Genomic DNA, 21,918 nt, shown 5'->3' with positions numbered 1-21,918 from the left:
GCCCGCCGCGTCGGCGAACCAGAACCCAACCCAGAGGAGGTCCCCGAACCCGACTACCGAGCCCTCACCGCGTAACCCCACGAAGAATCACGAGACCGATCCGTACACCACCTCAAAGGACTTGACCCTCGGTGCCCCCGCACTGCGTCGAACTACGTCGACGTTGGCATGTAAAGCCCCGTCAAATCCTTCAACCATCCGACCGCTGTCTCAGCCACGCGGAACACCTCTCCCCAGATACCAAACTCCAGAGTGCAGGTAGCCCCTGCACTGACGAACCAACCCAACGCTACGCAGGACGGATGACACCCGCCCCTTCCCCAACTGGGCCACCCTCCCAGCCGGCTGGCCAAATCCCCCGCAAATGTCGAGTCCGACAAGTAGCCGACATCTCATCCTGGAATCCGACACATTCGCGTGGAACCTACACCGACCGCTACATCCCCGCGGCCATGTCGGTGAAGCGCGAGAAGTGGCCCTGGAAGGCGATCTCGAGCGTCGCCGTCGGACCGTTGCGGTGCTTGGCGATGATGAGGTCGGCCTCGCCGGGACGGGTGTCCTTGTCGTAGACCGAGTCGCGGTGCAGCAGCATGACCATGTCGGCATCCTGCTCGATGGAGCCGGACTCGCGCAGGTCGCTCACCTGCGGGCGCTTGTCCTGGCGCTGCTCGGATCCACGGTTCAGCTGCGAGAGCGCGATGACCGGAACCTGCAGCTCCTTCGCGAGCAGCTTCAGAGCACGCGAGAACTCGCTGACCTCCTGCTGACGCGATTCGACCTTCTTGCCGCTCGTCATGAGCTGCAGGTAGTCGATGATGACCATCTTGAGCCCGACGCGCTGCTTCAGCCGACGGCACTTCGCGCGGATCTCGACGAGCGTCATGTTGGGGCTGTCGTCGATGTAGAGCGGCGCGTCGTTGATGCGTCCGCGCGTGGCGGCGACGGTCGTCCAGTCGCGCTGGTCGAGGGTTCCCTTGCGCATGTTCTGCAGCGGGATGGCGCCCTCGGCGCTCATCAGACGCATCGCGATCTCGCTGCGCCCCATCTCGAGGGAGAAGAAGATCGTCGGCATGTCGTGCTTGATCGCGGCCGCTCGGGCGAAGTCGAGGGCGAGCGTCGACTTTCCCATCGCGGGACGCGCCGCCACGACGATCATCTGACCGCCGTGGAGACCGTTCGTGAGCTCGTCGAGCTGAGCGAAGCCGGTGGGGATGCCGGTCATCGATCCGTCGCGGCCGCGAGCGGCCTCGATCTCCTCGACCGCGGCGTCGACGGCGATCGTGAGCGGGACGTAGTCCTCGGCGGTCTCGGCCCCGGTCACCGAGTAGATCTCGGCCTGGGCCGAGTTGACCAGCTCGGTCGCCTCGCCCTGACCGGCGTAGCCCATCTGCACGATGCGCGTGCCCGCCTCGACGAGGCGACGCAGCAGCGCCCGCTCCGACACGATCGACGCGTAGTACCCGGCATTCGCCGCGGTCGGGACGATCGAGGTGAGCGTGTGCAGGTAGTCGGCGCCGCCGGCCCGCTGCAGGTCGCCGGTCTTGATGAGCTCGTCGGTGACGGCGATGACGTCGGTCGGCTCGCCGTGCGAGTAGAGGGTGAGGATCGCCTCGAAGATCAGCTCGTGCTTTGGGATGTAGAAGTCCGAGCCACGGATGCTCTCGATGACGTCGGCGACCGCATCTTTCGACAGGAGCATTCCACCCAGAGTGCTCTGCTCGGCGAGCACGTCGTGCGGCGGGGTGCGTTCGTGTTCGCGGGCTCCGCCCAAGCGCTCCTGTGAGATGTCGGCGATGGACACGAGTGTCCGCCCTCTCCTTCTCCGCCCGAAGGCGGCATCGTTCTCGAAGCGTGTGCGACCCCGCACGATCGACGTGGACGTCCGGTTCGTGAGTGTCGGCGTGATGATCGAATCACGGACCATGGACACTGACTCCGGTTGACTCCGTCGTCCCGTTCCGCGCGGGTTTCACCGGGGTTCACCCCACGCTATGGACGCCCTCCCCCCGACGCAAACCGGCCTGTGGATAACTGTGTGGAGAGATTGCGTGAAACGCCGTGGCACCTGTGCACAACACCTGTGGACAAGTGCAGACAGCCGAGCAATTTATCGACACTATTCATACTCTGAACTGGGATTCATGTTTCCACATGCCGAGTGATACGAATGTGGTTGAAGTACGTCTTTAAGGTTGCGGGATAGCCAGAGTTGTGCACAGGTGGCCTGTGGGAACCCGTTGCCCCGCCACCGCGCGGAACGCCGCGTCGTACCGCGGGACCGGGTGCCCGCCGGCGGCGCCCTCGAGGCCTGCGCCGCGGCAGGATCTCTCCCTCTCCGGTCCACGGGAAGACTCCGAGGCGCCCCCGATCGGCGCGCATGAGAGTCCTCTCATCCCCGGCCCACCCCCGTAGCGCGGGCGGCGTGAGCGGCGTATATTTCCCACGGTCGGGCAAGGACAGCATCCTCGGCGGCACCCAGATCGGCGCCCCGGTCGAGGCGCCCGTCACGATCGGAGGCAATGCCGTCTCGGTGAGCGGCGACAGCACGACGGACGGTTCCACGACCATCCCGACGACGCCGACGGTGCCGACGGATCCGGGCACGCCGACCGACCCGACCGACCCCGGAACGCCGGTTACCCCCGGCACGCCGGATGACGACGGTGCCGGAACGACGATCCCGACCACCTCGCGCATCATCGCCACGGTCACGGCAGCCGCCGACGGCGGCGTCCTCGCCGAGACCGGCGGGACGGATGCGGGAGCACTCGGTCTCGTCGCCGGCCTGCTGCTCGCAGCAGGTGTGCTGCTGATCGGTGTCCGTCGCCTCACGCAGGCGACGGTGCGCGACTGACGACCCGTGCCAGACACGGATGGCGCGGAGCCGAACCGACTCCGCGCCATCCGGCGTGCCCCGAGGGGCGATCTGCTTACTTCGCGGCGATCACCTGGAGGGCGATCACGGCGGTGACGTCGTCGCGCAGACGAACCGTCGCCTCGTGGTCTCCGACCGACTTGATCGGCGAGGTGATCTGCACCTTGCGCTTGTCGATCTCGCCGATGCCGGCGTTCTTGACCGCGTCCGCGACGTCGCCGGTCTTGACCGAGCCGAACAGACGCCCCTCGGCACCCGCCTTGACGGTCAGCTTGACCTTGGTGGACTCGAGCGCGTTCTTCAGCGCCACGGCGTCCTCGTGGAGGTGGATCGCACGGGCGTCACGCGCGGCGCGGATCGAAGCGACCTGCTTCTCGCCACCGCGGCTCCATGCCACTGCGAAACCCTGGGGGATGAGGTAGTTGCGGGCGTACCCGTTCTTGACCTCGACCACGTCACCGGCGCTACCGAGCCCGGTGACCTCGTTCGTGAGAATCAGCTTTGCCATCGGATGCTCCTTAGCGGCCAGCGCCGGCGTAGGGCAGGAGGGCCATCTCGCGCGCGTTCTTGATCGCACGGGCGATCAGACGCTGCTCCTGCACGGAAACACCGGTGATACGACGGGCGCGGATCTTGCCACGCTCCGAGATGAACTTGCGCAGCGTGGCGACGTCCTTGTAGTCAATGACGCCCACACGGATCGCCTTCGCGGGAGCGGCGTTCTTCGCGCCCTTCCGCGGCTTGCGGCGGTCGCCGCTCGACTTTCCAGCCATGTTGGTTCCTTAGAGGTTGTGTCGGATGCGGGACAGGGCCCGCATCCGGAATCGAGAGATCAGAAGGGGGTGTCGTCGCCGTAGGTGCCGGGAGCGCCCCAGGCGTCGGCTCCGCCGCCGCTGTTCGCGTTGCTGTTGCCGCCCGCCGAGCCGGGGGTGGCCCACGGCTCCTCGGCGACCTGGGCGCGGGCCTGTCCCCCGCCCCCGCCGCCGCCACCGGCTGCGCGCGTCACCTGAGCGGTGGCGTAGCGCAGGCTCGGGCCGATCTCGTCGACCTCGAGCTCGATGGAGGTGCGGTTGTTGCCCTCGCGGTCCTGGTAGGAGCGCTGCTTCAGGCGGCCGCTCGCGATGACGCGGCTGCCCTTCGTCAGCGAGCCCGCCACGTGCTCGGCGAACTCGCGCCAGACACTGGCCCGCAGGAACAGCGCCTCGCCGTCCTTCCACTCACCCGACGCACGGTCGAAGTTGCGGGGCGTCGACGCGATCGTGAAGTTCGCGACGGGCAGCCCGTTCTGCGTGTACCGCAGTTCGGGGTCGGCCGTGAGGTTTCCCACGACGGTGATGACAGTTTCGCCGGCCATGAGCCTTACGCCTTTGCAGCCTTCGCGGGAGCAGCGGCCTTGCGTGCGGCCTTCTCCTCCGAGCGCTTGGCCTCGGCGGCGACCTGAGCGATGGCCTCTTCTGCGCGAAGGACCTTCGTGCGCAGAATCAGCTCGCTGAGCTTCAGCTGACGGTCGAGCTCCTGTGTGGCCTCGCTCGTGGCGGTGAAGTTGACGACGGCGTAGATGCCCTCGGTCTTCTTCTGGATCTCGTAAGCGAACCGGCGACGGCCCCAGACGTCGACACCGTCGATCGAGCCACCATCATTCGTGATGACCTTCAGGAACTTGTCGAGGTTCGGGGAGACCTGGCGTTCGTCGATCTCGGGGTCGAGGATGACCATGAGCTCGTACTGGTGCGAGTGCGTCACTAACCCACCTCCTTCGGACTAGAACGGCTACCGGGCACTTCCCGGCAGCAGGAGGGTGTAATGCACGTTCTCCGGGCTGATGCGGGCAGAGCCGCGGCCAGACAACCTGCACAGTCTAGCCGATGCGCTGCGTGCCTGCATCCGCACAGCCGCAGCTCACTCCGCGAGGCGCCAGTCGTCGAAGCTGAACCCGGGCGACACGACGCAGCTGACCAGCACCTCGTCGTCGCCCGCGAGGCGCGCGGCCTGCCAGACGCCCGCCGGCACGACCCACTGCGGACGCTGACCTGCGGCGAGATCGGGGCCGAGCAACACCGTCCGCACCTCGCCGGGGCGATCGCCGCTGCCCCCGAACGACAACTCCAGCACCCCGGGCCCGTGCCAGAGCCAGATCTCGTCGCTCGTCACGACGTGCCAGGCACTGCTCTCGCCGGGGACGAGCAGATAGTGGATGCACGTCGCCGCCGGACGAGTCCCCGCGGCGGTGTCGACCGGATGCCCGCCCGCCCAGGTGCGGCGGAACCATCCGCCTTCCGGATGCGGCCCGAGATCCAGGCGTTCGGCGGTGCTCGGCCGGTTCTCGGGGCGCTGCATGTGCACAGCCTAGGGGCGCGCCGTCCGACCCCGGGTAGCGTGGCGGCATGGAGTGGACCGACGACGTGCAGACCGGTGCGTGGCTGCGTGAGCGCCTCGACGAGCCGTGGCGGGGCACGATGCACGACGCGGTGCCGCGCGGCTTCCCCGCTTACGCGCGCCTCTTCCACCCGGCGACCCGCGACCGCCCGGTCGGGCGCCCCTGGCCGCCGCTCCCCTACGGGGCCCACCGCCGCGAATGGGACGCCTTCCAGCGGGACGCCCCCGAGATCGACGTCGAGCAGGTCGGCTGGGCGGCGACGGCGGACGCGCTCGGCACGACCTTCCACCCCGGCGCGCAGTGGCACCGGCTGGTCGCGCCGGGCGTCGTCGTCGAGAACGAGGACGGCCCTCGGGATGCCGCCGGCTGGCGGTACGGCGCCCCGGTGACGGGAGAGCTCGACTCCGATGCGCTGTCGGCGCTCACGAGGGCCCTGGCCGCGCACACCACGACCCCGGACGACGGCCTCGTCGCCCTCTGGGAGGGCTGGGGCGATCTCGTGGGACACCTGGGCGTCACGCCGTCCCGCACATTCCTCACCCTCACCGCCGCCGACGACGCTCCCGACCCCGACCGCCACGGGGAACTGCTCGCCCGCAGCATCCGCGATCCGCTGAACGACGCCTTCCGCAAGCCCCGCTGGCAGCCTGGGATCCTCTCCGACGAGATCTCGGCGGGCGGGCGGATGGTGCTCCCCGGCCGAGAGTACGTCGTGTTCCGCGGCGGGATCGCCGAGTTCGCGACGCCCGGGTGGGTCGAACGGGTGCCCTGGCGCGACCGCGAGGCCGAGGAGCACGGCTTCCCGCCCTCCGCGCATTCGCCGAGCCTCATCTGGCCCGCCGACCGCGCCTGGGTGCTGGTGTCGGAGGTGGACTGGGACTCCACGATCGTCGCCGGCTCCGCCGACCTGGTCGCGGCGCTCTGCGCCGAGCCCGGCGTGGAGGCGCTGCCGATCGAGGCCGATGCCTCGCTCCAGTGGGACGCCGACGTGGTCAACCGATGAGCACCGCATCCTTCGACCCGAGACCCCTGACCATGCCGGTCGATCGCGCGGCCGTGCGTGCGTTCTCGCGCTCCCAGCCGGGGCCGGGCGCCGGCCCGGTCGTCGCAGGGGTGATCGCCATCGTCGTCGTCGCAGGGATGCTGGTCCCCGTCATCTTCGGGGTGCTCTTCTCGCTCCTCGCGAGCGTGGGCACCCGGGGTGTGTCGCTGTTCGCCCTGATCCCTCTGCTCGTCTTCGTCGCCGTCGTCGCCATCGGCGTGTTCTTCGGGATCCGCGCCTTCACGGGCTTCGGGGAGCGCGCCTACCGCCTGGCGATGTTCGCCCAGGCGAACGGCATGACCTATGTCGGCAAGATCGCCGACCCCGGCCTTCCCGGGATGATCTTCCACCGCGGCTCGAGCCGAGTGTCGAAAGACGCCGTCCGTGGCGACCTCCCGCGCTTCGTCGAGTTCGCGAACTACAGGTACACGACCGGCTCGGGCAAGAACCAGACGACCCACCGGTGGGGTTACGTGGCGATCAAGCTCGACGTTCCGCTGCCGCATATCGTGCTCGACGCCCTCGGGAACAACGGGCTGTTCGGGGCGTCCAACCTGCCGGCGAGCTTCGACGCCGACCAGCGGCTGAGCCTCGAGGGCGACTTCGACCGGTACTTCACGCTGTCGTGCCCGCGAGGCTACGAACGCGACGCGCTGTACCTGTTCACGCCCGACATCATGGCCCGGTTCATCGACAATGCGGCCGCGCTCGACGTCGAGATCGTCGACGACTGGCTCTTCCTGTACGCCAAGCGCGACTTCTCCACCCTCGACCCGGCGACGTGGGCCTGGCTCTTCTCGGTCGTGGGCGCGCTGCTCGACAAGCTCGCGCAGTGGGCGCGGTGGCGCGACGACCGGCTGACGGAGACGGTCGCCCTGGGCGGGCCCGGCGAGGCCGTTCCAGGTGCGCTGGATGCCGCGAGCGTCGCCATCCCCTTCGCTCCGCCCGCCGGCGCGCTGCGTCCTCCGCCGGGGGTTGCGCCGGGCGGCCGGCGGCTGAAGCGGAAGGTCCCCTGGGTGACGATCGTGGTCGTCGGCGTGTTCATGCTGATCTGGTTGGCGATGCAGTCCGGAGTGTTCGGTCTGCTCCTGTTCCGCTGATCTCCGCGTATGGGCCCGTCACGCGGGCGAGCGCGATGAGAACACTCTCATGTCGAGGGCGCCGGAGAGCCGGCCCGCCTAGCGTGGAGCGGGGCGTGCTCCGCGCCCCGCTCACAGCACCCGAAGGATCCACCATGCGCAAGCTCGCCCCCCTCGCCCTGTCCGCCATCGCCCTCCTCGCCCTCGCAGGCTGCTCCGGCGGCGCATCCGGCGGCGGGGACTCGCAGACGGTCGCCGAGGCGTGCGACATCGCGAACGAGAAGATGGCCTCCGTCCAGACCGAGCTGAACGAGTCGCTCAGCGGCCTCGGCAGCGGGGACTACTCCGCCGCATCCGACACCATGGCCACTCTCTCGGCGAGCCTCGACGAGGCGATCAGCGAGATCTCGAACGCGGACGTGAGCGCCGTCCTCACGACCGTCTCCGAGGAGATCACGGTCATCGGCGACTCCATCGATGAGCTCGCCGCCGCGGGCACCGACACCGACAAGCTGGAGGAGATCTCCACGACCCTCGGCGAGAGCGGCACCAAGCTGCAGGAGGCCGGACAGGAGCTCAACGACCTCTGCTCCTGACGCAGAGCTCCCCGCCCTTCGGCCTCTGAGCGAGAAGCACAGCTCCGAGACGAGGGGCGCGGAACCTGACGGTCCGGCATCCGTGCCCCTCCGAGTCGAATGGATGCTTCGACCCTATCCGCCGCCCAGCCCGAAGTACTCCAACTCGGCGTCGTTCAGCATCCGGGACCGGATGATGAACCGGTTGCCGGTCGGACCCTCCACGCTGAAGCCGGCGCCGCGGCCCGGGACGACGTCGATCGTGAGGTGCGTGTACTTCCAGTACTCGAACTGCGCCGACGAGATGAAGACCTCGATCGGATCGAGCCCGCGCACCTCGAGGTCGCCGAGCTTCACGTCGCTCGGGCCGGTGAGGAACATGCCGACCGGGTAGCACATGGGTGCGGAGCCGTCGCAGCATCCGCCCGACTGATGGAACATGAGCGGGCCGTACTGCGCCGTCAGGGCGCGGAGCAGCTCGCCCGCGGCCTCGGTGACCGCGACGCGCTGGTGGGTGCCGATGCTCACCATCCGTGACCTCCTCGTCACTCGATGACCCGAGCTCCGCGTCTCGCTTGTTCAGGATCTGAGCCCAGAACACCTGAACAAGTGAGACACGGAGGGCGGATATGCGGATGCCGCGGAACTTCGGATCAGAAGAAGCCCTGGGCGTTCTCGGCGTAGGAGACCAGCAGGTTCTTCGTCTGCTGGTAGTGGTCGAGCATCTTCAGGTGGTTCTCGCGGCCGATGCCGGACTGCTTGTACCCGCCGAACGCCGCGTGCGCCGGGTACTGGTGGTAGGTGTTCGTCCACACCCGGCCCGCCTCGATCCGGCGTCCCGCGCGATAGGCGGTGTCGCCCGAGCGGCTCCACACGCCCGCGCCGAGCCCGTAGAGGGTGTCGTTGGCGATGTGGATGGCGTCGTCGAAGTCCGAGAACGCCGTGACCGACACGACCGGACCGAAGATCTCCTCCTGGAAGATCCGGTAGTGGTTCTGGCCCTCGAACACCGTCGGCGCGACGTAGTACCCGCCGCTGAGATCACCGCCGAGATCCACCCGCTCGCCGCCGGCAAGCAGCTTCGCGCCCTCCGCCTTGCCGATCTCGATGTACGACAGGATCTTCTCGAGCTGGTCGTTCGAGGCCTGCGCTCCGATCTGCGTCTCGGGGTCGAGCGGATTGCCCTGCCGGATGCGGCCGACGCGCTCGAGCCCGTCGCCGAGGAACTCGTCATAGATCGAGCGCTGCAGCAGCGCGCGCGAGGGGCAGGTGCACACCTCGCCCTGGTTGAGGGCGAAGAACGAGAAGCCCTCGAGCGCCTTGTCGTAGTAGGCGTCCCGGTCGCGCGCGACATCCTCGAAGAAGATGTTCGCGCTCTTGCCGCCGAGCTCGAGCGTCACCGGGATGAGGTTCTGCGAGGCGTACTGCATGATGAGGCGCCCGGTCGTGGTCTCGCCGGTGAAGGCGATCTTGCGGATGCGCTTGTGCTGCGCGAGCGGAGCCCCCGCCTCGATGCCGAACCCGTTGACGATGTTCACGACGCCCGCCGGCAGCAGGTCGCCGATGATCTCGAACAGGAACAGGATGGATGCGGGCGTCTGCTCCGCGGGCTTGAGCACGACGGTGTTCCCCGCCGCGAGCGCCGGGGCCAGCTTCCAGGTCGCCATGAGGATCGGGAAGTTCCACGGGATGATCTGTCCCACCACGCCGAGCGGCTCGTGGAAGTGGTACGCGACCGTGTCCTCGTCGATCTGGCTGAGCGATCCCTCCTGCGCGCGCAGCACTCCCGCGAAGTAGCGGAAGTGGTCGACGGCGAGGGGGATGTCGGCGCCGAGCGTCTCCCGGACGGGCTTGCCGTTGTCCCAGGTCTCGGCGACCGCGATCGCCTCGAGGTTCTCCTCGATGCGATCCGCGATCTTGTTCAGGATGTTGGCACGCTCGGCGGGAGTGGTCCTCTTCCACGACTCGAACGCCTTCCAGGCGACGTCGACGGCACGGTCGACGTCCTCGACGGTGCCGCGGCCGACCTCGGTGAAGGGTTTGCCGGTGACCGGGGTGATGTTCTCGAAGTACTGCCCCTTGATGGGTTCGACGAACTCGCCGCCGATGTAGTGGCCGTAGCGCGGCCGGAAATCGGCGACGGCTCCACGCTGGCCCGGAGCGGCATAGACGCTCGAGACGCCCTCTTCCACAATGGTCATGTTGTCTCCTTCGACTGTGCATGAGTGGGCGACAACCGCGCCACCCGGATGCGGTCACGCTATGTCGCGCAACGTTGCATCCGGTTGCGCTCCCCGCATCCCACGTCCGCACCGCGCCCTGCCGGGGTGGAGGCGGGGGCGGCCCGACGGGGGCGAGCGGGGAGCGCGTCAGGATCCGAGGCGCTCGAGCCGCGCCACGAGCCCGGCGCGCTTCGGCGATCGGGGCGGCAGCATCCCGAGACACAGCCGCAGCAGCTCGACGTCGTCGGCGCCCGCATCCGTCTCCGCGTACGCGAGCAGCACGTCGACGCTCGCCTCGGCCAGGAGCGCCTCGCGGAGCACCCGCTGCACCGAGTCCCGCACCTCTTCGACGCCGGGCGCCGGGGAGTCCGGCAGCACCTGGCCGCGGTACGCCGCGAGCGCTACCCGGTGCGCCCCGCGATCGAGCAGCGACAGCACCTGGTGGGCGTCGGTCTCGAGCTCGCCCGTCAGCCGATAGGGCCGCGACTCGAACCCGACGAACGGTGCCGCCCGCTCGAGCACCCGCCGCAGCCGCACGATCTCGGCGCGCACCGTCGCCGCCGCGTCGGGATCGCCGTAGAGCAGCTCGCCGAGACGCTCTGCGGAGAGCCCCTGACGATGCGTGCTCAGGATGAGCATGAGCTCGGCATGCCGCGCGGTGAGCTCCGTCGCCGTCTCCCGTCCGTCTCCCGCGACCTCAAGCAGCGCGCGGTCTCGGCCGAGCACCCGGAGGAGGGCACGCGCGTTCGGTGCGGGCCGCCTGCGGGGCGTGCGGCCCGTCCGCGCCGGCGCGTTCTCCTGCGCTCGCAGCCGCGCGAGCAGCAGCTCGCCCTCGACGGCACGGGCGGTCGCGTCGACCAGCAGCTGCGCCTGGGGGGTGACGACCTGCTCGCCCCCGGTGACGTCGATCACCCCGAGCACGCGTCTGGTCTGCGGATCGTGCACGGGAGCCGCGGTGCACGACCACGGCTGGACGAGCCGGTTGAAGTGCTCCGCCCCGCGGATCTGCACCGACCGGTCGAGGGCCAGCGCCGTTCCCGGCGCCGCGGTGCCGACGGCGTCCTCCGACCAGTTCGCGCCCGGCACGAACCCCATGGCACCGGTGAGCGTGCGCACACGGTGATCGCCCTCGACCCAGAGCAGTCGGCCCGCGGCATCGCCGATCGCCACTGCGACGCCCGAGCTCTCGGGGTCTCCCGGGATCAGAAGCTGCCGGATCATCTCGATCACCCCGGCGAGCGGATGGTCCCGTCGCTGCGCCTGCAGCTGCTCGTCCGACAGGTCGAGCGGCGGAAGGCCCTCGACACCGACGAGGTGGTCGAGCGATCGCCCCCAGCTCTCCCGCACGAACGAGCGCACGTTGTCGAGGCGGGCGTCGGCGGCGTTGCCGCGGAGGAACTCCTCATGGGCACGCTCGATGATCAGACGGGAGGCGTCGGTGGACCCTCCCGGTGGCGACCACAACGAGGACATGGCCCTCCGATCGGCGGTGACGGCGGTGCGACAAGTGTAGGTCGGCCGCCCGCAGGAGAACAGAGTCCCTCCGACACGCGCGGTCACGCGGTAATCCGTTCCTCGTACTACCGTGCACTGCGTGGTACTGTGCGAGACATAGGAACGGCGCGAGAACGGGAGGCGCGATGGACTCGACCCAGTTGTTGAAAGGCGTGCTGGATGCGGCGGTGCTCGCCGTCGTGCAGCACGAGGACGCGTACGGCTACGACATCGTCCGGCGGCTGCGGGACGCAGGCCTCGGCGAGGTCGGCGACGCATCCGTCTACGGCACGCTCCGGCGCCTCTACACCGCCGGGGCGCTGTCGAGCTATGTCGTTCCGTCCGAGGGCGGGCCGCACCGCAAGTACTACGCCATCAACGCCCAGGGGCGCGAGACCCTCGCGACCCAGCGTCGCGACTGGTCGGACTTCTCGACCGCGATGACGCGCCTCCTCGACGACGACAGAAAGCCCGCCCTGCGCACGATCGGAGAAGGCCGATGAACGCCATCCTCACCACGCCCGCCGCGATCGCCGCATTCGCCACGGCCGTGCGCACGCATCTCGACGACCTGCCCGCCGACGACGTCGACGATCTGCTCGACGGACTCGAGGCGGACCTCTCGGACCAGGCCGCCGACAGCGGCGACGCCTTCGCCCTTCCGGATGCGGCGGCCTACGCCGCGGAGCTGCGCCAGGCCGCCGGCCTCCCGGAACGGGTCGACGGGCCAGGGCCGCGGGTGCCGTTGCGGGAACGAGCGGAGGGGTATCGCGCCGCGCTGGCCGGTCGCATCCGAACGCATTCCGCGGGCGCATGGGCGCTCGACCTGCTCGTGTCGTTGCGTCCCGTGTGGTGGATCGTCCGGGGCGCCGCGCTGTACGTGACGGTGCTGACCCCGGCGGTGATCGTCCTCGGCGCCACGCCCTTCGCGGCGACCGGCGGCCTGGGCAGCACGGCGCTCAGCTGGATCGGTCTCGGCGCGGCGGTCCTGCTCAGCGTGCAGTGGGGACGGGGGCGCTGGCTGCCCGCGCGATGGACCCGCGCACTGCGCACGATCGTGAACGCGGTCACGGCCGTGGTGGCCGTGGTCATGCTGATCAGCGCGCCGACCGTCTTCCCGCGGCTGGTCTCGCAGAGCAGCACGGTCTACGTCGACGACAGCCAGCCCGGTCTCGTGCTCGACGGCACGCGGGTGCGCAACCTCTTCCCCTACGATGCCGAGGGCAACCCGCTCACGGGGGTGCAGCTCTTCGACGATCAGGGCCGTCCGGTCACGACCGTCGGCTCGGAGGGCATCGATCAGGCCTGGCAGTGGGACCTGTACTTCGCGGGCGGGGGTGGGCCGGTGACCGCTCCGTCGGCAGGCACGGGCACCCGTCCGACGTGGAACGTGTTCCCCCTGCTCGAGAGCTCGTGGGACGACGGATGGGGCGAGCCGTTGCCCGGTTCCGCCGAGCAGCCGGTGCCGCCCTTCGTCCAGGCGCCCACGGTCGCACTCCTGACCGGGCCGACCCCGACCCCGACGCCCGTGCCGACGCCCGGTGCCGCCGCGGTCACCGAGCCCGAGGCGGCACCGTGAACGACGAGACACGCCCGGCGGGCATCGACCCGCCCCTCGCGAACAGCCGGGCCCGTATCGTGAGCGTCGACCTCACCCATCTCGTGCAGCAGGCGCTGGCCGCCCAGCCGGAGACCGTCGACCCCGACCGGTAAGCTCGGCAGGGCGCTGCGCGGGTTGGCGACACCCCGGTCGCTGGCCTTCGTCTCGTCGCTCCTCGCTCAGGAACCGCGAGCGGAGACTCTCGCATCAGCCGGATGCGGCGAGGTTGCCGTCGGCCCACGCGCCGAGCTGATCGAGAATCGGCACGAGCCGCTCCCCGGCGTCGGTCAGCCGGTATCGCACCGAGACGGGAGGCCCGGCGTCGACATCGCGGACGATGAGGCCCATGTCGACGAGTCCGGCGAGGCGCTCGGAGAGCACGGCATCGCTGATGCCGCTGACCGCGCGTCGCAGGGCGACGAACGAGGTCGGCCCGTCCCCGAGCACCGCGACGATCATGCCGTTCCACCGCTTGCCGAGGACCGAGAAGGCGCGGGTGACGGCCGCATCGCACTGATGCCCGTCATGCCCGGGAGACGCCATGAAACCATCGTAGCTGTGCTACCTTTCGGAGAGTCGCTCTGTTTTACATAGTCACTCTTGTTTGATTGGAACCTCATGACCCTGTTCCGCCTGGACGCCAGCATCCTCCCTCCGACCTCCGCCAGCCGTGCGCTCGGCGACCTCGTCGAGTCCGAGTGGCTCGCCGAGCATCCCGACTCGTCCGTCGTGCGCCGCGATCTCGCCGCCGAGCCGATCCCCGCCACCGCGTGGGCCGCGGCCGTCACAGCCGGATTCACCCCGGATGCGGACCGCACCGATGAACAGCGCGAGGCCGTCGCTCTCGCGACGCGTCTGGCCGACGAGCTGATCGACGCCGACGCCCTGCTGCTGACCGTGCCGCTGTACAACTACGGCGTCTCGCAGCACGTGAAGACCTGGTTCGACCTGGTCTACACCGATCCGCGCACCGGTCCTCAGGGCGCCGCGCTGCAGGGCAAGCCGGCCGTGCTCGTCACGGTCCTCGGCGGCAACTACGCGGAGGGCACCCCCAAGGCGGGCTGGGACCACTCCACCGACTGGCTGCGCCGCGTGTTCTCCGACGTCTGGGGTCTCGGCCTGCGCGTCGTGCAGCGTCCGTTCACGCTCGTCGGGATCAACCCGGAGATGGACGCCTTCACCGACGCGGCAGCGGACCTGAAGGCCGAGGCCGAGGAGCTCGCGCGGCACTCGGGACGATCGATCGCGGAGTCGGCCGTCCGGGCCTGACCCCCGGTTCACCTGTCGCATCCCGTCGGTCTCGGCCACCGGATGCGACAGGTGAACCGCACTCTCCGCTCCGACGGCGTGCGCGGCGTGCGCCGGAATGCCCGGGGTGCGCCGCGGCCCGGCGGGCGCGGCAGCGGCCGATCAGGCGCGCGCGGACCACCACTCGCGCAGGCGCCGTTCGGCCTCCTCGGACCCGAGCACCCCGTCGTCCAGTCGCAGATCCAGCAGGAACCGGTAGGCCTCGCCCACCTCGCGACCGGGTCCGATGCCGAGGATCCGCTGGATCTCGTTCCCGTCGAGCTCGGGCCGGATCGAGTCGATCTCCTCCTGCTCGCGCAGGCTCACGATCCGCGCCTCGATGTCGTCGTAGGCGTTCGCGAGCCGCGCCGCCTTGCGCTTGTTGCGCGTGGTCACGTCGGCACGGGTCAGGATGTGCAGCCGGTCGAGCTCCGCCCCGGCGTCGCGCACGTAGCGGCGCACCGCCGCATCCGTCCACGCCCCTTCCGCGTAGCCGAAGAACCGCAGATGCAGCTCGATCAGCTGCGCCACGCTGTCTGTCGTGGCCGCGTCGAACCGCAGCTCCTTGAGGCGCCTGCGCGCCATCCGGGCGCCCTTGACGTCGTGGTGGTGAAAGGTCACGCCGCCGCCCGGCTCGAGCTTGCGGGTCGCGGGCTTGCCGATGTCGTGCAGGAGCGCCGCGAGGCGCAGCGCGATGTCGGGCGCGGCATCCGGCTGCCGGACCGCCTCGAGCTCGATGGCCTGCCGCAGCACGGTCAGCGAGTGCTCGTAGACGTCCTTGTGGTGGTGGTGCTCGTCGACCTCGAGTCGGAGCGCCGGGATCTCCGGGAGGAACTCGTGCATCAGCCCGGTCTCGACGAGCAGGCGGATGCCCCGCACCGGGTCGTCGGTCTGCAGCAGTCGCACGAGCTCGCTCTGGATGCGCTCGGGGCTCACGATGCGGATCGTCTCGCGGAGCTGCTCGATGGCCGAGGCCGTGCCGGGATCGACCTCGAACGACAGCTGAGAGCTGAAACGTGCGGCGCGCAGCATCCGGAGCGGGTCGTCGCCGAAGCTGACGTGCGGATCGGCGGGGGTGCGGAGCACCCCCGCCAGCAGATCCTCCACCCCGCCGTTCGGGTCGACGAGGGTGGGGGCGGGCACGCGGAGCGCCATCGCGTTGACCGTGAAGTCGCGCCGGACGAGGTCGTCCTCGAGGGTATCGCCGAACGCGACCGTGGGCTTGCGGGTCACGCCGTCGTAGCTGTCGGCGCGGTAGGTCGTGATCTCGACCTGCTCGCCGGCGATGCGGGCGCCGATCGTGCCGAAGGCGCGGCCGATCTCCCACCGGACGGTCGAGATCGGAGTGATGATCCGCAGGATGTCGTCGGGCCGCGCATCGGTCGTGAAGTCGAGGTCGTGCGTGTCGCGCCCGAGGATCGCGTCGCGCACCGGGCCGCCGACGATGGCGAGCTCGTGGCCGGCGTCGGCGAAGGCACGACCGAGCGTCGCGACCGCCCTGGACTCGGCGAGCGCGCCCAGACGCGCCATCCCCTCGGCCATGTTGAGCATGCCTTCGAGCCTATCCGGCCCCTCGGCCACCCTTTCGCCGGGAACCCGCCGGACCGGCGGGAGTCGTGAGCCGGCTCACCTGTCGTGTCTCGTCGGTGCGATCTGCACATCGCGACAGGTGAGCGTTCGTCCGCATCGCTCGCCTGTCGCGAACGCGCCATCCCATCGGCGACGCGCGACAGGCGAATGCCGACCGGCACCGCATCAGGCGAACGAGAGGAACCCCGTGAACAGAAGCTCGCGGGCGGCGGGCAGCAGCTCCGCGCGCAGCCGCGCCGCATCCGCCTCGAGCAGCTCGGCGATCGCGTCGATCAGCACCCCCGCCGTCAGCTCGCCGTCGCAGGCGCCGACGAGGGCGGCGAGCGCCGGGTCGACGTCGATCGTGCGACCGAGACCGCCGCCCTGGCGCAGCTCGATCACGCTCGGCGAATCCGAGCCCGGCACGTGATGCCGCGCCTCGGTGACGTCCCCGGCGACCTGCAGGACGGATGCGGCAAGCCCCCCGTCGTCGAGACGGCCGAGGTGCGCGACGGTCTCGAGCGCCGTTGCGAGGTGCGCGCCCAGATGCGCCGGGTCGACCTGCTGCGCCACCCGCTCGAACCGGTCGAGGCCGGTCTGCGCCGCGAGCACGACCCAGCCGAGACCGATCCCGGTCACGCCGCGACGGGCGAAGTCGTCGAGCCAGGCCTCGACGAGCGTGTCGTGCTCCCGGGTGCCCGGCCGCGTGCCGCCGTCGCGCACCCAGAGCTCGGCGTATCGCACCGGATCGAGGTGCTCGCGTTCGATCACCCACGCACCGAGTCCGCGGGTCCATCCCCGCACGCGCTCCAGCCCCGTCCCGCCCGGTCCGTCCTCCCAGTTGCCGAGCAGACGTGCGGAGCCGCCCGGCTCGAGGTGATCCACGATCCCGCTGACCACCTGCGCCATCAGCGCATCTCCGGTCGCACCGCCGTCGCGGTACTCGTACTGCGGGACGCCATCGCTTCGCGGCGTGACGACGAACGGCGGGTTGGAGGCGATCAGGGCGAACCGCTCGCCGGCCACGGGATCGAACAGGCTGCCCCGCCGCACCTCGATCCCGTCGAGGTCGTTGAGCACGACGTTCAGCCGCGTGAACCACAGCGCCCGCTCCGAGACGTCCGTCGCGACGACCTCGTAGCCGTGCCGACGCAAGTGCAGGGCGATGACGCCGCAGCCGCAGCCCAGGTCGAGCGCGCGGCCCGCCCCCTCCGGCGGCAGCATCGCCGCGAGCGTGCGCCCGGCACCGCCGACCCCCAGAACGTGATCGGAGCGCAACGGGAAGACGCCGGCGAGCTCGTCGAGGTCGCTCGCGATCCAGCCCGCGGCGCCGTCGTCGAAGGCGTGGGGGCGGATGGCGACGAGCGGCACGACGTGCTCCCCCTCGGCACGCAGCACCCCGAGGAGCGCGGCGCCGTCCACCCCGATCGCCAGGAGTGCCGCCGCGACGGCGGCGACCGGCATCCGGTCGCCGAGCACGAACAGGCGGGCCAGCGCCGCCACCGGATCGTCCGGTGCACTCCGCAGCGCCGCGCGGGCGGGAGCGGCGTCGCCGCGGAGCACGGCATCGGCGGCAGGGTCGCCGATCAGTCCGCGCACTCGGGCATCGCTCGGACCGAAGATCGAGAGGTCGCCGGCGAGCCGCCGGGCGAGAGTCGCGTCCATGCCGACCATTCAAGCGCGTCGCGCAGCCCCCGCTTCCGGCGACGCGGCGCGGCTTCTGGCAACGCACCGCGCACGCACACCGGATCCGAGGGGTGCGTCCCCGTAGAATCGCACTCGACCGTGCGGTCGTTCATCGCACAGGAGCCTTCTGACGCATGATCCCGACCTCGGCCCACGCGGGCATCACCGCGACGCGACGACGCTCCCGCATCCTCGCCGCGATGGCGGTGCTCCTCATCGCTCTCGGGATCTCCGCTCCCGCCCGTGCGGCGACCCCGAGCCCGACGCCCACCCTGTCGGGCGAGACGACCCTCACCGTCGGGGCGCTCGGCAACGGCGTGCTCACGCCCGGCGAGTCGCTGACGACGATCTTCTCGCTGCAGAACGACACATCGGCACGCGTGGCGGGCGGCGAGGCGACCCTCCACCTCGCCGACGGCTCCCTCGGCAGCCGCGATGACCTCGCCGCGTGGCTCGACGGCTCGCGTGGCGCCGACGCCGGGCGCGCCATCGGCGCCACGGTCATCGACGCCGCGGCCTCCGGCGAGTCCACGAGCGGTGGCGTCCAGGTCGCGGCCGAGGACGAGGCCCTGCAGAACCGCGCCCCCGGGATCTACCCGATCTGGCTCACCCTCGGCGAGCTCGAGGCCCGCTCGGTCGTCGTCGTCCCCGGCTCGGCGGCCGGGTCGATCGGCGTCGTCGTGCCGATCACGGCCGGCCCCCTCCAGCGCGGCCTGCTCACGAGCGACAGCCTGGAGACGATGACCGCACCGGACGGCTCGCTCACCGCCGCCCTCGACGCCGTCGAGGGGACCCCCGCGATCCTGGCGATCGATCCCGCCGTGCCGGCCGCCATCCGGGTTCTGGGAACCGCCGCGCCGGAGAGCGCCCAGGAGTGGCTCGCGCGGATGCTGCAGCTGCCCAACTCCCGCTTCGCCCTGCAGTTCGGCGACGCGGACGTCGCCACGCAGATCGACGCAGGCCTGGCAGAGCCGCTCCAGCCGACATCGCTCGCGGCCTACATCGATGCGGCGAACATCGAACCGGATGCCACGCCGAGCCCGACACCCTCGGGGTCCGCGGACGCCGAGGATGCAGACGCCGAGGGCGCGGACACCGGGCCCGAGCTTCCGGACCTCGAGAGCCTTCTCGACATCGGCGACCCGGACGCCCCGATCGTCTACTGGCCTCCCTCGGGGATCGCGGGACCGCAAGTGGTCTCCGCGCTGTCCGCGACCGCGGAGGGAGCCCTCACGCTCGTCAGCTCGTCGACGCTGGCATCGGATGCCGACGGCACGTCGACAGCACGGGCAACGGTCACCGGGGCTCCGGTGCTCGTGAGCGACGCACGGATCACTGCGGCGCTCCACGACGCGTCGATCGCCGCGGACAGCGCGGCACGGGCCGGCGATCTGGCCGCTGCATCCGCCGGGATCACGCTCGCATCTGCCGAGGCCGGCGGCGCCCCGGTCCTGGTGAGCGTGGACCGGGGCGCCGACCGCACCCGGCTCGGGCTGCACGCGGCCATCGCCGCCGCCACGACGGTGCCGGGCGTCGCCGCGGCGAGTCTCGGCGACCTGTCGGCGGCGGCCGCCACCGACGCGACCCTCGCCGCGGTGTCGAGCGATCCCACCCGCACGGGCGCCGTCGGCGTGCTGAACGCCGGTGCCGACAGCATCGCCCGGTTCGCCACGGTACTCGACGATCCCGCGCTGCTCACCGGGCCGGAGCGCGCCGGCATCCTGCAGCTGCTCGGCGCTGCCTGGGTAGACGACCCGTCGGCGTGGCTGGCCGCCTACGCCGCCCACCAGAGCGCGACGGATACGACCCTCTCGTCGGTGACGATCCTGCCCTCCAGCGCGCTGAACCTCCTGACCGCCGGCACGAATCTGCGGTTCTGGGTCCATAACGAGCTGCCCTATCCGGTCAACGTCGTGCTGTACGCCGTTCCCGACGATCTACGACTCGAGGTCGATCGCGAGACCGTGGTCACCGGTGCCGCCCCCTCCTCCAACACGCCCGTCGAGGTGCCCGTGCGCGCCCGCATCGGCAACGGCGACGTGCAGATCGACCTGAGCCTGCGCAGCCCGACCCTCGAGCCGATCGGCGTGGATCAGACCGTCGACGTCAACGTCCGCGCCGACTGGGAGGGCATCGGCCTCATCCTCATGATCGTGCTCGTCACGGGCTTCTTCGTGATCGGCGTCGTCCGCACCGTCCGCCGCCGCCGGCGCGTCGGCGCCGGGGACGAGACGGATGGGGGGAACCACGACGATCCGACGGCCGACGCCGAGACGGATGCGGCGTCCCGCGCCGACGAGGTCACGGATGCCGCGCCGTCCGACCCGGATGCGGAGCTCGCCGGCGACCCGGTCGCTGACTCGGTCGGCGATGATGCGCCGACGCGGGCCGAGGGCCCGACCGCCCCGGGACCGGAGGACCGACCGTGAGCGGTCTCGGCCGCGCGAGCGTGCTGCTCGGAGCGGGCACGATCGTGTCCCGTGTCACGGGACTGCTCCGGACCGTCGTCCTGGTCGGTGTCGTGGGTTCGGTCGGCTCGCGCGCCGCGGATGCGTTCGCTCTCGCCAATCAACTGCCCAACAACGTCTATGCGATCATCTCGGCCGGAATCCTCACGGCGGTGATCGTGCCGCAGATCGTGCGGGAGAGCGCGCGCTCCGACGGTGGGCAGCGATTCATCTCCGCGCTGTTCACAGCGGGGATCACGCTGCTTCTGGCGGTCACGGCGATCGTCACCTTGTGCGCGCCTCTGCTGATCTCTCTGTATGCCCGAGACTTCAGCCCCGCGCAGCATGCGCTGGCCACCGTATTCGCCTACTGGTGCCTGCCGCAGATCTTCTTCTACGGCCTCTACTCGCTGCTCGGCGAGACCCTCAACGCCCGCCGGATCTTCGGCCCGTTCACCTGGGCGCCGGTCGTCAACAACATCGTGTCGATTGCCGGCTTCCTCGCGATCATCGCGGTGTTCGGCGGCGATCTGACGGATGTCGAGGCCTGGACGCCCCTCGCGATCACGACGCTGGGCGCCACCGCGACGTTCGGCATCGCCGTACAGGCGCTCATCCTGCTGTTCTTCTGGCGACGCACGGGCCTGCGGCTACGACCCGACTTCCACTGGCGCGGGCTCGGCTTCCGCAACATGGGCCGCCTCGCCGGCTGGACCGCCGCGATGGTGGTCGTCGGGCAGATCGCGGGGATCGTGCAGACCCAGGTCGCCACGCAGGCCTCCGGCACCGGGGCCTCCATCGCCGCGATGCAGAACGCGTGGCTGATCTTCATGCTGCCGTACTCGATCATCGTCCTGTCGATCGGCACGCCCTACTTCACCCAGATCAGTGAGCACGCCTCGGCCGGACGCGACGACGAGGTGCGGCAGGACGTGGCGCGGAGCATCCGCATCATCAGCCTGTTCATCGTGATCGCCGCGGTCGCGGTGGCGGTCGCGGCGGTGCCCGCATCCCGCATCTTCGTGAACACCCCGCAGGACGCCGTGGACGCCGCGCCGGTGCTCGTCTGCTACCTCGTGAGCCTGCTGCCGCTGGCGGTGCTGTTCATCGTGCAGCGCACGTTCTACGCCTACGACGACACCCGCACGCCCTTCGTCTTCACCACCGTGCAGGGCGCGGTCGTCGTGCTCACCGCGCTCGTGGCGTCGTGGACGCTGCCGACCCCCTGGCTGGCCGCGGGCGTGGCTCTCGGCCAGTCGATCGCCATCATCGTGCAGATCGTCATCGCGACGTGGCTGCTGCACCGGCGGCTCGGCGGTATCGGCACGGGCTCGTGGCTGCGCGCCATCCTGCGCTACGCGGGTGCGGCTATCCCCGCGGGGGCGGCCGGATGGCTCGTCTACCAGCTGCTCGGCGGCGACGAGGGGTGGACCGTCTCCGACAAGCTGCTCGGGGCCGTCGGCACCGGGATCGTCGGACTCGCGAGCCTCGTCGTCTATCTCGGCGTGCTCGCGCTGCTGCGCACCCCGGAGCTCGCACCGGCCCTCGGGATGCTGCGCCGCGTGCTCCCCCGCCGCTGACCGATCGGCGTCCCTTCTCTCGACATGCCGGCATCGGCCGGGGAATGGCGCGCGGCTAGCATGTGTTGAGCACTTTCGAACCGCA

The 21,918-nt window shown here is 70.5% G+C and carries 22 protein-coding genes; 10 read left to right on the top strand and 12 right to left on the bottom strand.

From position 1 onward, the window contains the following. Positions 1-436: 436 nt before the first annotated feature. Complete coding sequence (gene dnaB / locus GVL03_RS10735) at positions 437-1,801, bottom strand: replicative DNA helicase (protein ID WP_159500986.1); 1,365 nt, start codon at positions 1,799-1,801, stop codon at positions 437-439. Positions 1,802-2,422: 621 nt separating this feature from the next. Here dnaB and GVL03_RS10730 point away from each other — a divergent pair. Further along, positions 2,423-2,854, top strand: a complete 432-nt coding sequence (locus GVL03_RS10730) for a hypothetical protein (protein ID WP_159500985.1) — start codon at positions 2,423-2,425, stop codon at positions 2,852-2,854. A gap of 76 nt (positions 2,855-2,930) precedes the next feature. Here the strand turns inward: GVL03_RS10730 and rplI are convergent, their stop codons facing one another. The 5 genes from rplI to GVL03_RS10705 all read right to left on the bottom strand — a co-directional run bounded on the left by rplI (position 2,931) and on the right by GVL03_RS10705 (position 5,212). Then, positions 2,931-3,383 carry a 50S ribosomal protein L9 gene (gene rplI / locus GVL03_RS10725; protein ID WP_159500984.1) on the bottom strand — a complete coding sequence of 151 codons (453 nt, stop codon included), beginning with the start codon at positions 3,381-3,383 and terminating at the stop codon, positions 2,931-2,933. A 10-nt stretch (positions 3,384-3,393) separates the two neighbouring features. Continuing rightward, positions 3,394-3,648 (bottom strand): 30S ribosomal protein S18, encoded by a 255-nt coding sequence (rpsR, locus tag GVL03_RS10720; RefSeq protein WP_137418536.1) that lies wholly within the window; start codon positions 3,646-3,648, stop codon positions 3,394-3,396. Between the two features lie 59 nt (positions 3,649-3,707). Further along, complete coding sequence (locus GVL03_RS10715; protein WP_159500983.1) at positions 3,708-4,229, bottom strand: single-stranded DNA-binding protein; 522 nt, start codon at positions 4,227-4,229, stop codon at positions 3,708-3,710. 5 nt (positions 4,230-4,234) lie between these two features. After that, positions 4,235-4,591, bottom strand: coding sequence for a 30S ribosomal protein S6 (gene rpsF, locus GVL03_RS10710; protein ID WP_159500992.1), 357 nt, complete (start codon positions 4,589-4,591; stop codon positions 4,235-4,237). Between the two features lie 183 nt (positions 4,592-4,774). Then, the gene (locus GVL03_RS10705) at positions 4,775-5,212 is read right to left on the bottom strand and encodes a cupin domain-containing protein (RefSeq protein ID WP_159500982.1); all 438 of its coding nucleotides are present in this window, start codon (positions 5,210-5,212) and stop codon (positions 4,775-4,777) included. Positions 5,213-5,259: 47 nt separating this feature from the next. Between GVL03_RS10705 and GVL03_RS10700 the strand changes: the two genes are divergently transcribed. The 3 genes from GVL03_RS10700 (at position 5,260) to GVL03_RS10690 (ending at position 7,969) form a co-directional block, all read left to right on the top strand. Continuing rightward, on the top strand, positions 5,260-6,255 hold the full coding sequence (locus tag GVL03_RS10700) for a hypothetical protein (protein ID WP_159500981.1): 996 nt from the start codon (positions 5,260-5,262) through the stop codon (positions 6,253-6,255). After that, positions 6,252-7,394 (top strand): hypothetical protein, encoded by a 1,143-nt coding sequence (locus GVL03_RS10695; RefSeq protein ID WP_159500980.1) that lies wholly within the window; start codon positions 6,252-6,254, stop codon positions 7,392-7,394. Before GVL03_RS10700 ends, GVL03_RS10695 begins: the two co-directional genes overlap by 4 nt. Positions 7,395-7,528: 134 nt before the next feature. Then, positions 7,529-7,969, top strand: coding sequence for a hypothetical protein (locus GVL03_RS10690; protein ID WP_159500979.1), 441 nt, complete (start codon positions 7,529-7,531; stop codon positions 7,967-7,969). A gap of 114 nt (positions 7,970-8,083) precedes the next feature. On the opposite strand, the gene GVL03_RS10685 is transcribed toward GVL03_RS10690, so the two are convergent. From GVL03_RS10685 to GVL03_RS10675, 3 genes are all read right to left on the bottom strand, one after another. Continuing rightward, a complete protein-coding gene (locus GVL03_RS10685) occupies positions 8,084-8,479 on the bottom strand; it encodes a DUF779 domain-containing protein (protein WP_159500978.1) in 396 nt (131 codons plus the stop codon). Positions 8,480-8,601: 122 nt separating this feature from the next. Beyond that, on the bottom strand, positions 8,602-10,149 hold the full coding sequence (locus GVL03_RS10680; protein ID WP_159500977.1) for an aldehyde dehydrogenase family protein: 1,548 nt from the start codon (positions 10,147-10,149) through the stop codon (positions 8,602-8,604). A gap of 168 nt (positions 10,150-10,317) precedes the next feature. After that, entirely contained in the window at positions 10,318-11,643 is a 1,326-nt protein-coding gene (locus GVL03_RS10675; RefSeq protein WP_159500976.1) for a GAF domain-containing protein, read from the bottom strand. 167 nt (positions 11,644-11,810) lie between these two features. Between GVL03_RS10675 and GVL03_RS10670 the strand changes: the two genes are divergently transcribed. From GVL03_RS10670 to GVL03_RS10660, 3 genes are read left to right on the top strand one after another with little or no spacing between them, the layout of a single operon-like run. After that, positions 11,811-12,167 carry a PadR family transcriptional regulator gene (locus GVL03_RS10670; protein WP_159500975.1) on the top strand — a complete coding sequence of 119 codons (357 nt, stop codon included), beginning with the start codon at positions 11,811-11,813 and terminating at the stop codon, positions 12,165-12,167. Continuing rightward, on the top strand, positions 12,164-13,243 hold the full coding sequence (locus GVL03_RS10665; RefSeq protein WP_159500974.1) for a hypothetical protein: 1,080 nt from the start codon (positions 12,164-12,166) through the stop codon (positions 13,241-13,243). Before GVL03_RS10670 ends, GVL03_RS10665 begins: the two co-directional genes overlap by 4 nt. Further along, entirely contained in the window at positions 13,240-13,377 is a 138-nt protein-coding gene (locus GVL03_RS10660) for a hypothetical protein (RefSeq protein WP_159500973.1), read from the top strand. The genes GVL03_RS10665 and GVL03_RS10660 overlap by 4 nt, the downstream gene beginning before the upstream one ends. Positions 13,378-13,471: 94 nt before the next feature. On the opposite strand, the gene GVL03_RS10655 is transcribed toward GVL03_RS10660, so the two are convergent. Beyond that, positions 13,472-13,807: a helix-turn-helix domain-containing protein gene (locus GVL03_RS10655; RefSeq protein ID WP_159500972.1), complete on the bottom strand. Its 336-nt coding sequence runs from the start codon at positions 13,805-13,807 to the stop codon at positions 13,472-13,474. A 75-nt stretch (positions 13,808-13,882) separates the two neighbouring features. On the opposite strand from GVL03_RS10655, the gene GVL03_RS10650 reads away from it, so the two are divergent. Then, on the top strand, positions 13,883-14,533 hold the full coding sequence (locus GVL03_RS10650; protein ID WP_159500971.1) for an FMN-dependent NADH-azoreductase: 651 nt from the start codon (positions 13,883-13,885) through the stop codon (positions 14,531-14,533). A gap of 141 nt (positions 14,534-14,674) precedes the next feature. On the opposite strand, the gene GVL03_RS10645 is transcribed toward GVL03_RS10650, so the two are convergent. Then, the gene (locus GVL03_RS10645) at positions 14,675-16,102 is read right to left on the bottom strand and encodes a CCA tRNA nucleotidyltransferase (RefSeq protein WP_159500970.1); all 1,428 of its coding nucleotides are present in this window, start codon (positions 16,100-16,102) and stop codon (positions 14,675-14,677) included. A gap of 204 nt (positions 16,103-16,306) precedes the next feature. Beyond that, positions 16,307-17,785, bottom strand: coding sequence for a methyltransferase (locus GVL03_RS10640; RefSeq protein WP_235038115.1), 1,479 nt, complete (start codon positions 17,783-17,785; stop codon positions 16,307-16,309). Between the two features lie 155 nt (positions 17,786-17,940). Between GVL03_RS10640 and GVL03_RS10635 the strand changes: the two genes are divergently transcribed. Next, positions 17,941-20,235 (top strand): DUF6049 family protein, encoded by a 2,295-nt coding sequence (locus tag GVL03_RS10635; RefSeq protein WP_159500968.1) that lies wholly within the window; start codon positions 17,941-17,943, stop codon positions 20,233-20,235. Further along, entirely contained in the window at positions 20,232-21,833 is a 1,602-nt protein-coding gene (gene murJ / locus GVL03_RS10630; protein WP_159500967.1) for a murein biosynthesis integral membrane protein MurJ, read from the top strand. The genes GVL03_RS10635 and murJ overlap by 4 nt, the downstream gene beginning before the upstream one ends. Positions 21,834-21,918 lie beyond the last annotated feature (85 nt).

The sequence above is a fragment of the Microbacterium sp. 18062 genome, assembly GCF_902706225.1.
Classification (GTDB): domain Bacteria; phylum Actinomycetota; class Actinomycetes; order Actinomycetales; family Microbacteriaceae; genus Microbacterium.
This window is presented reverse-complemented; position numbering and strand designations above follow the sequence as displayed.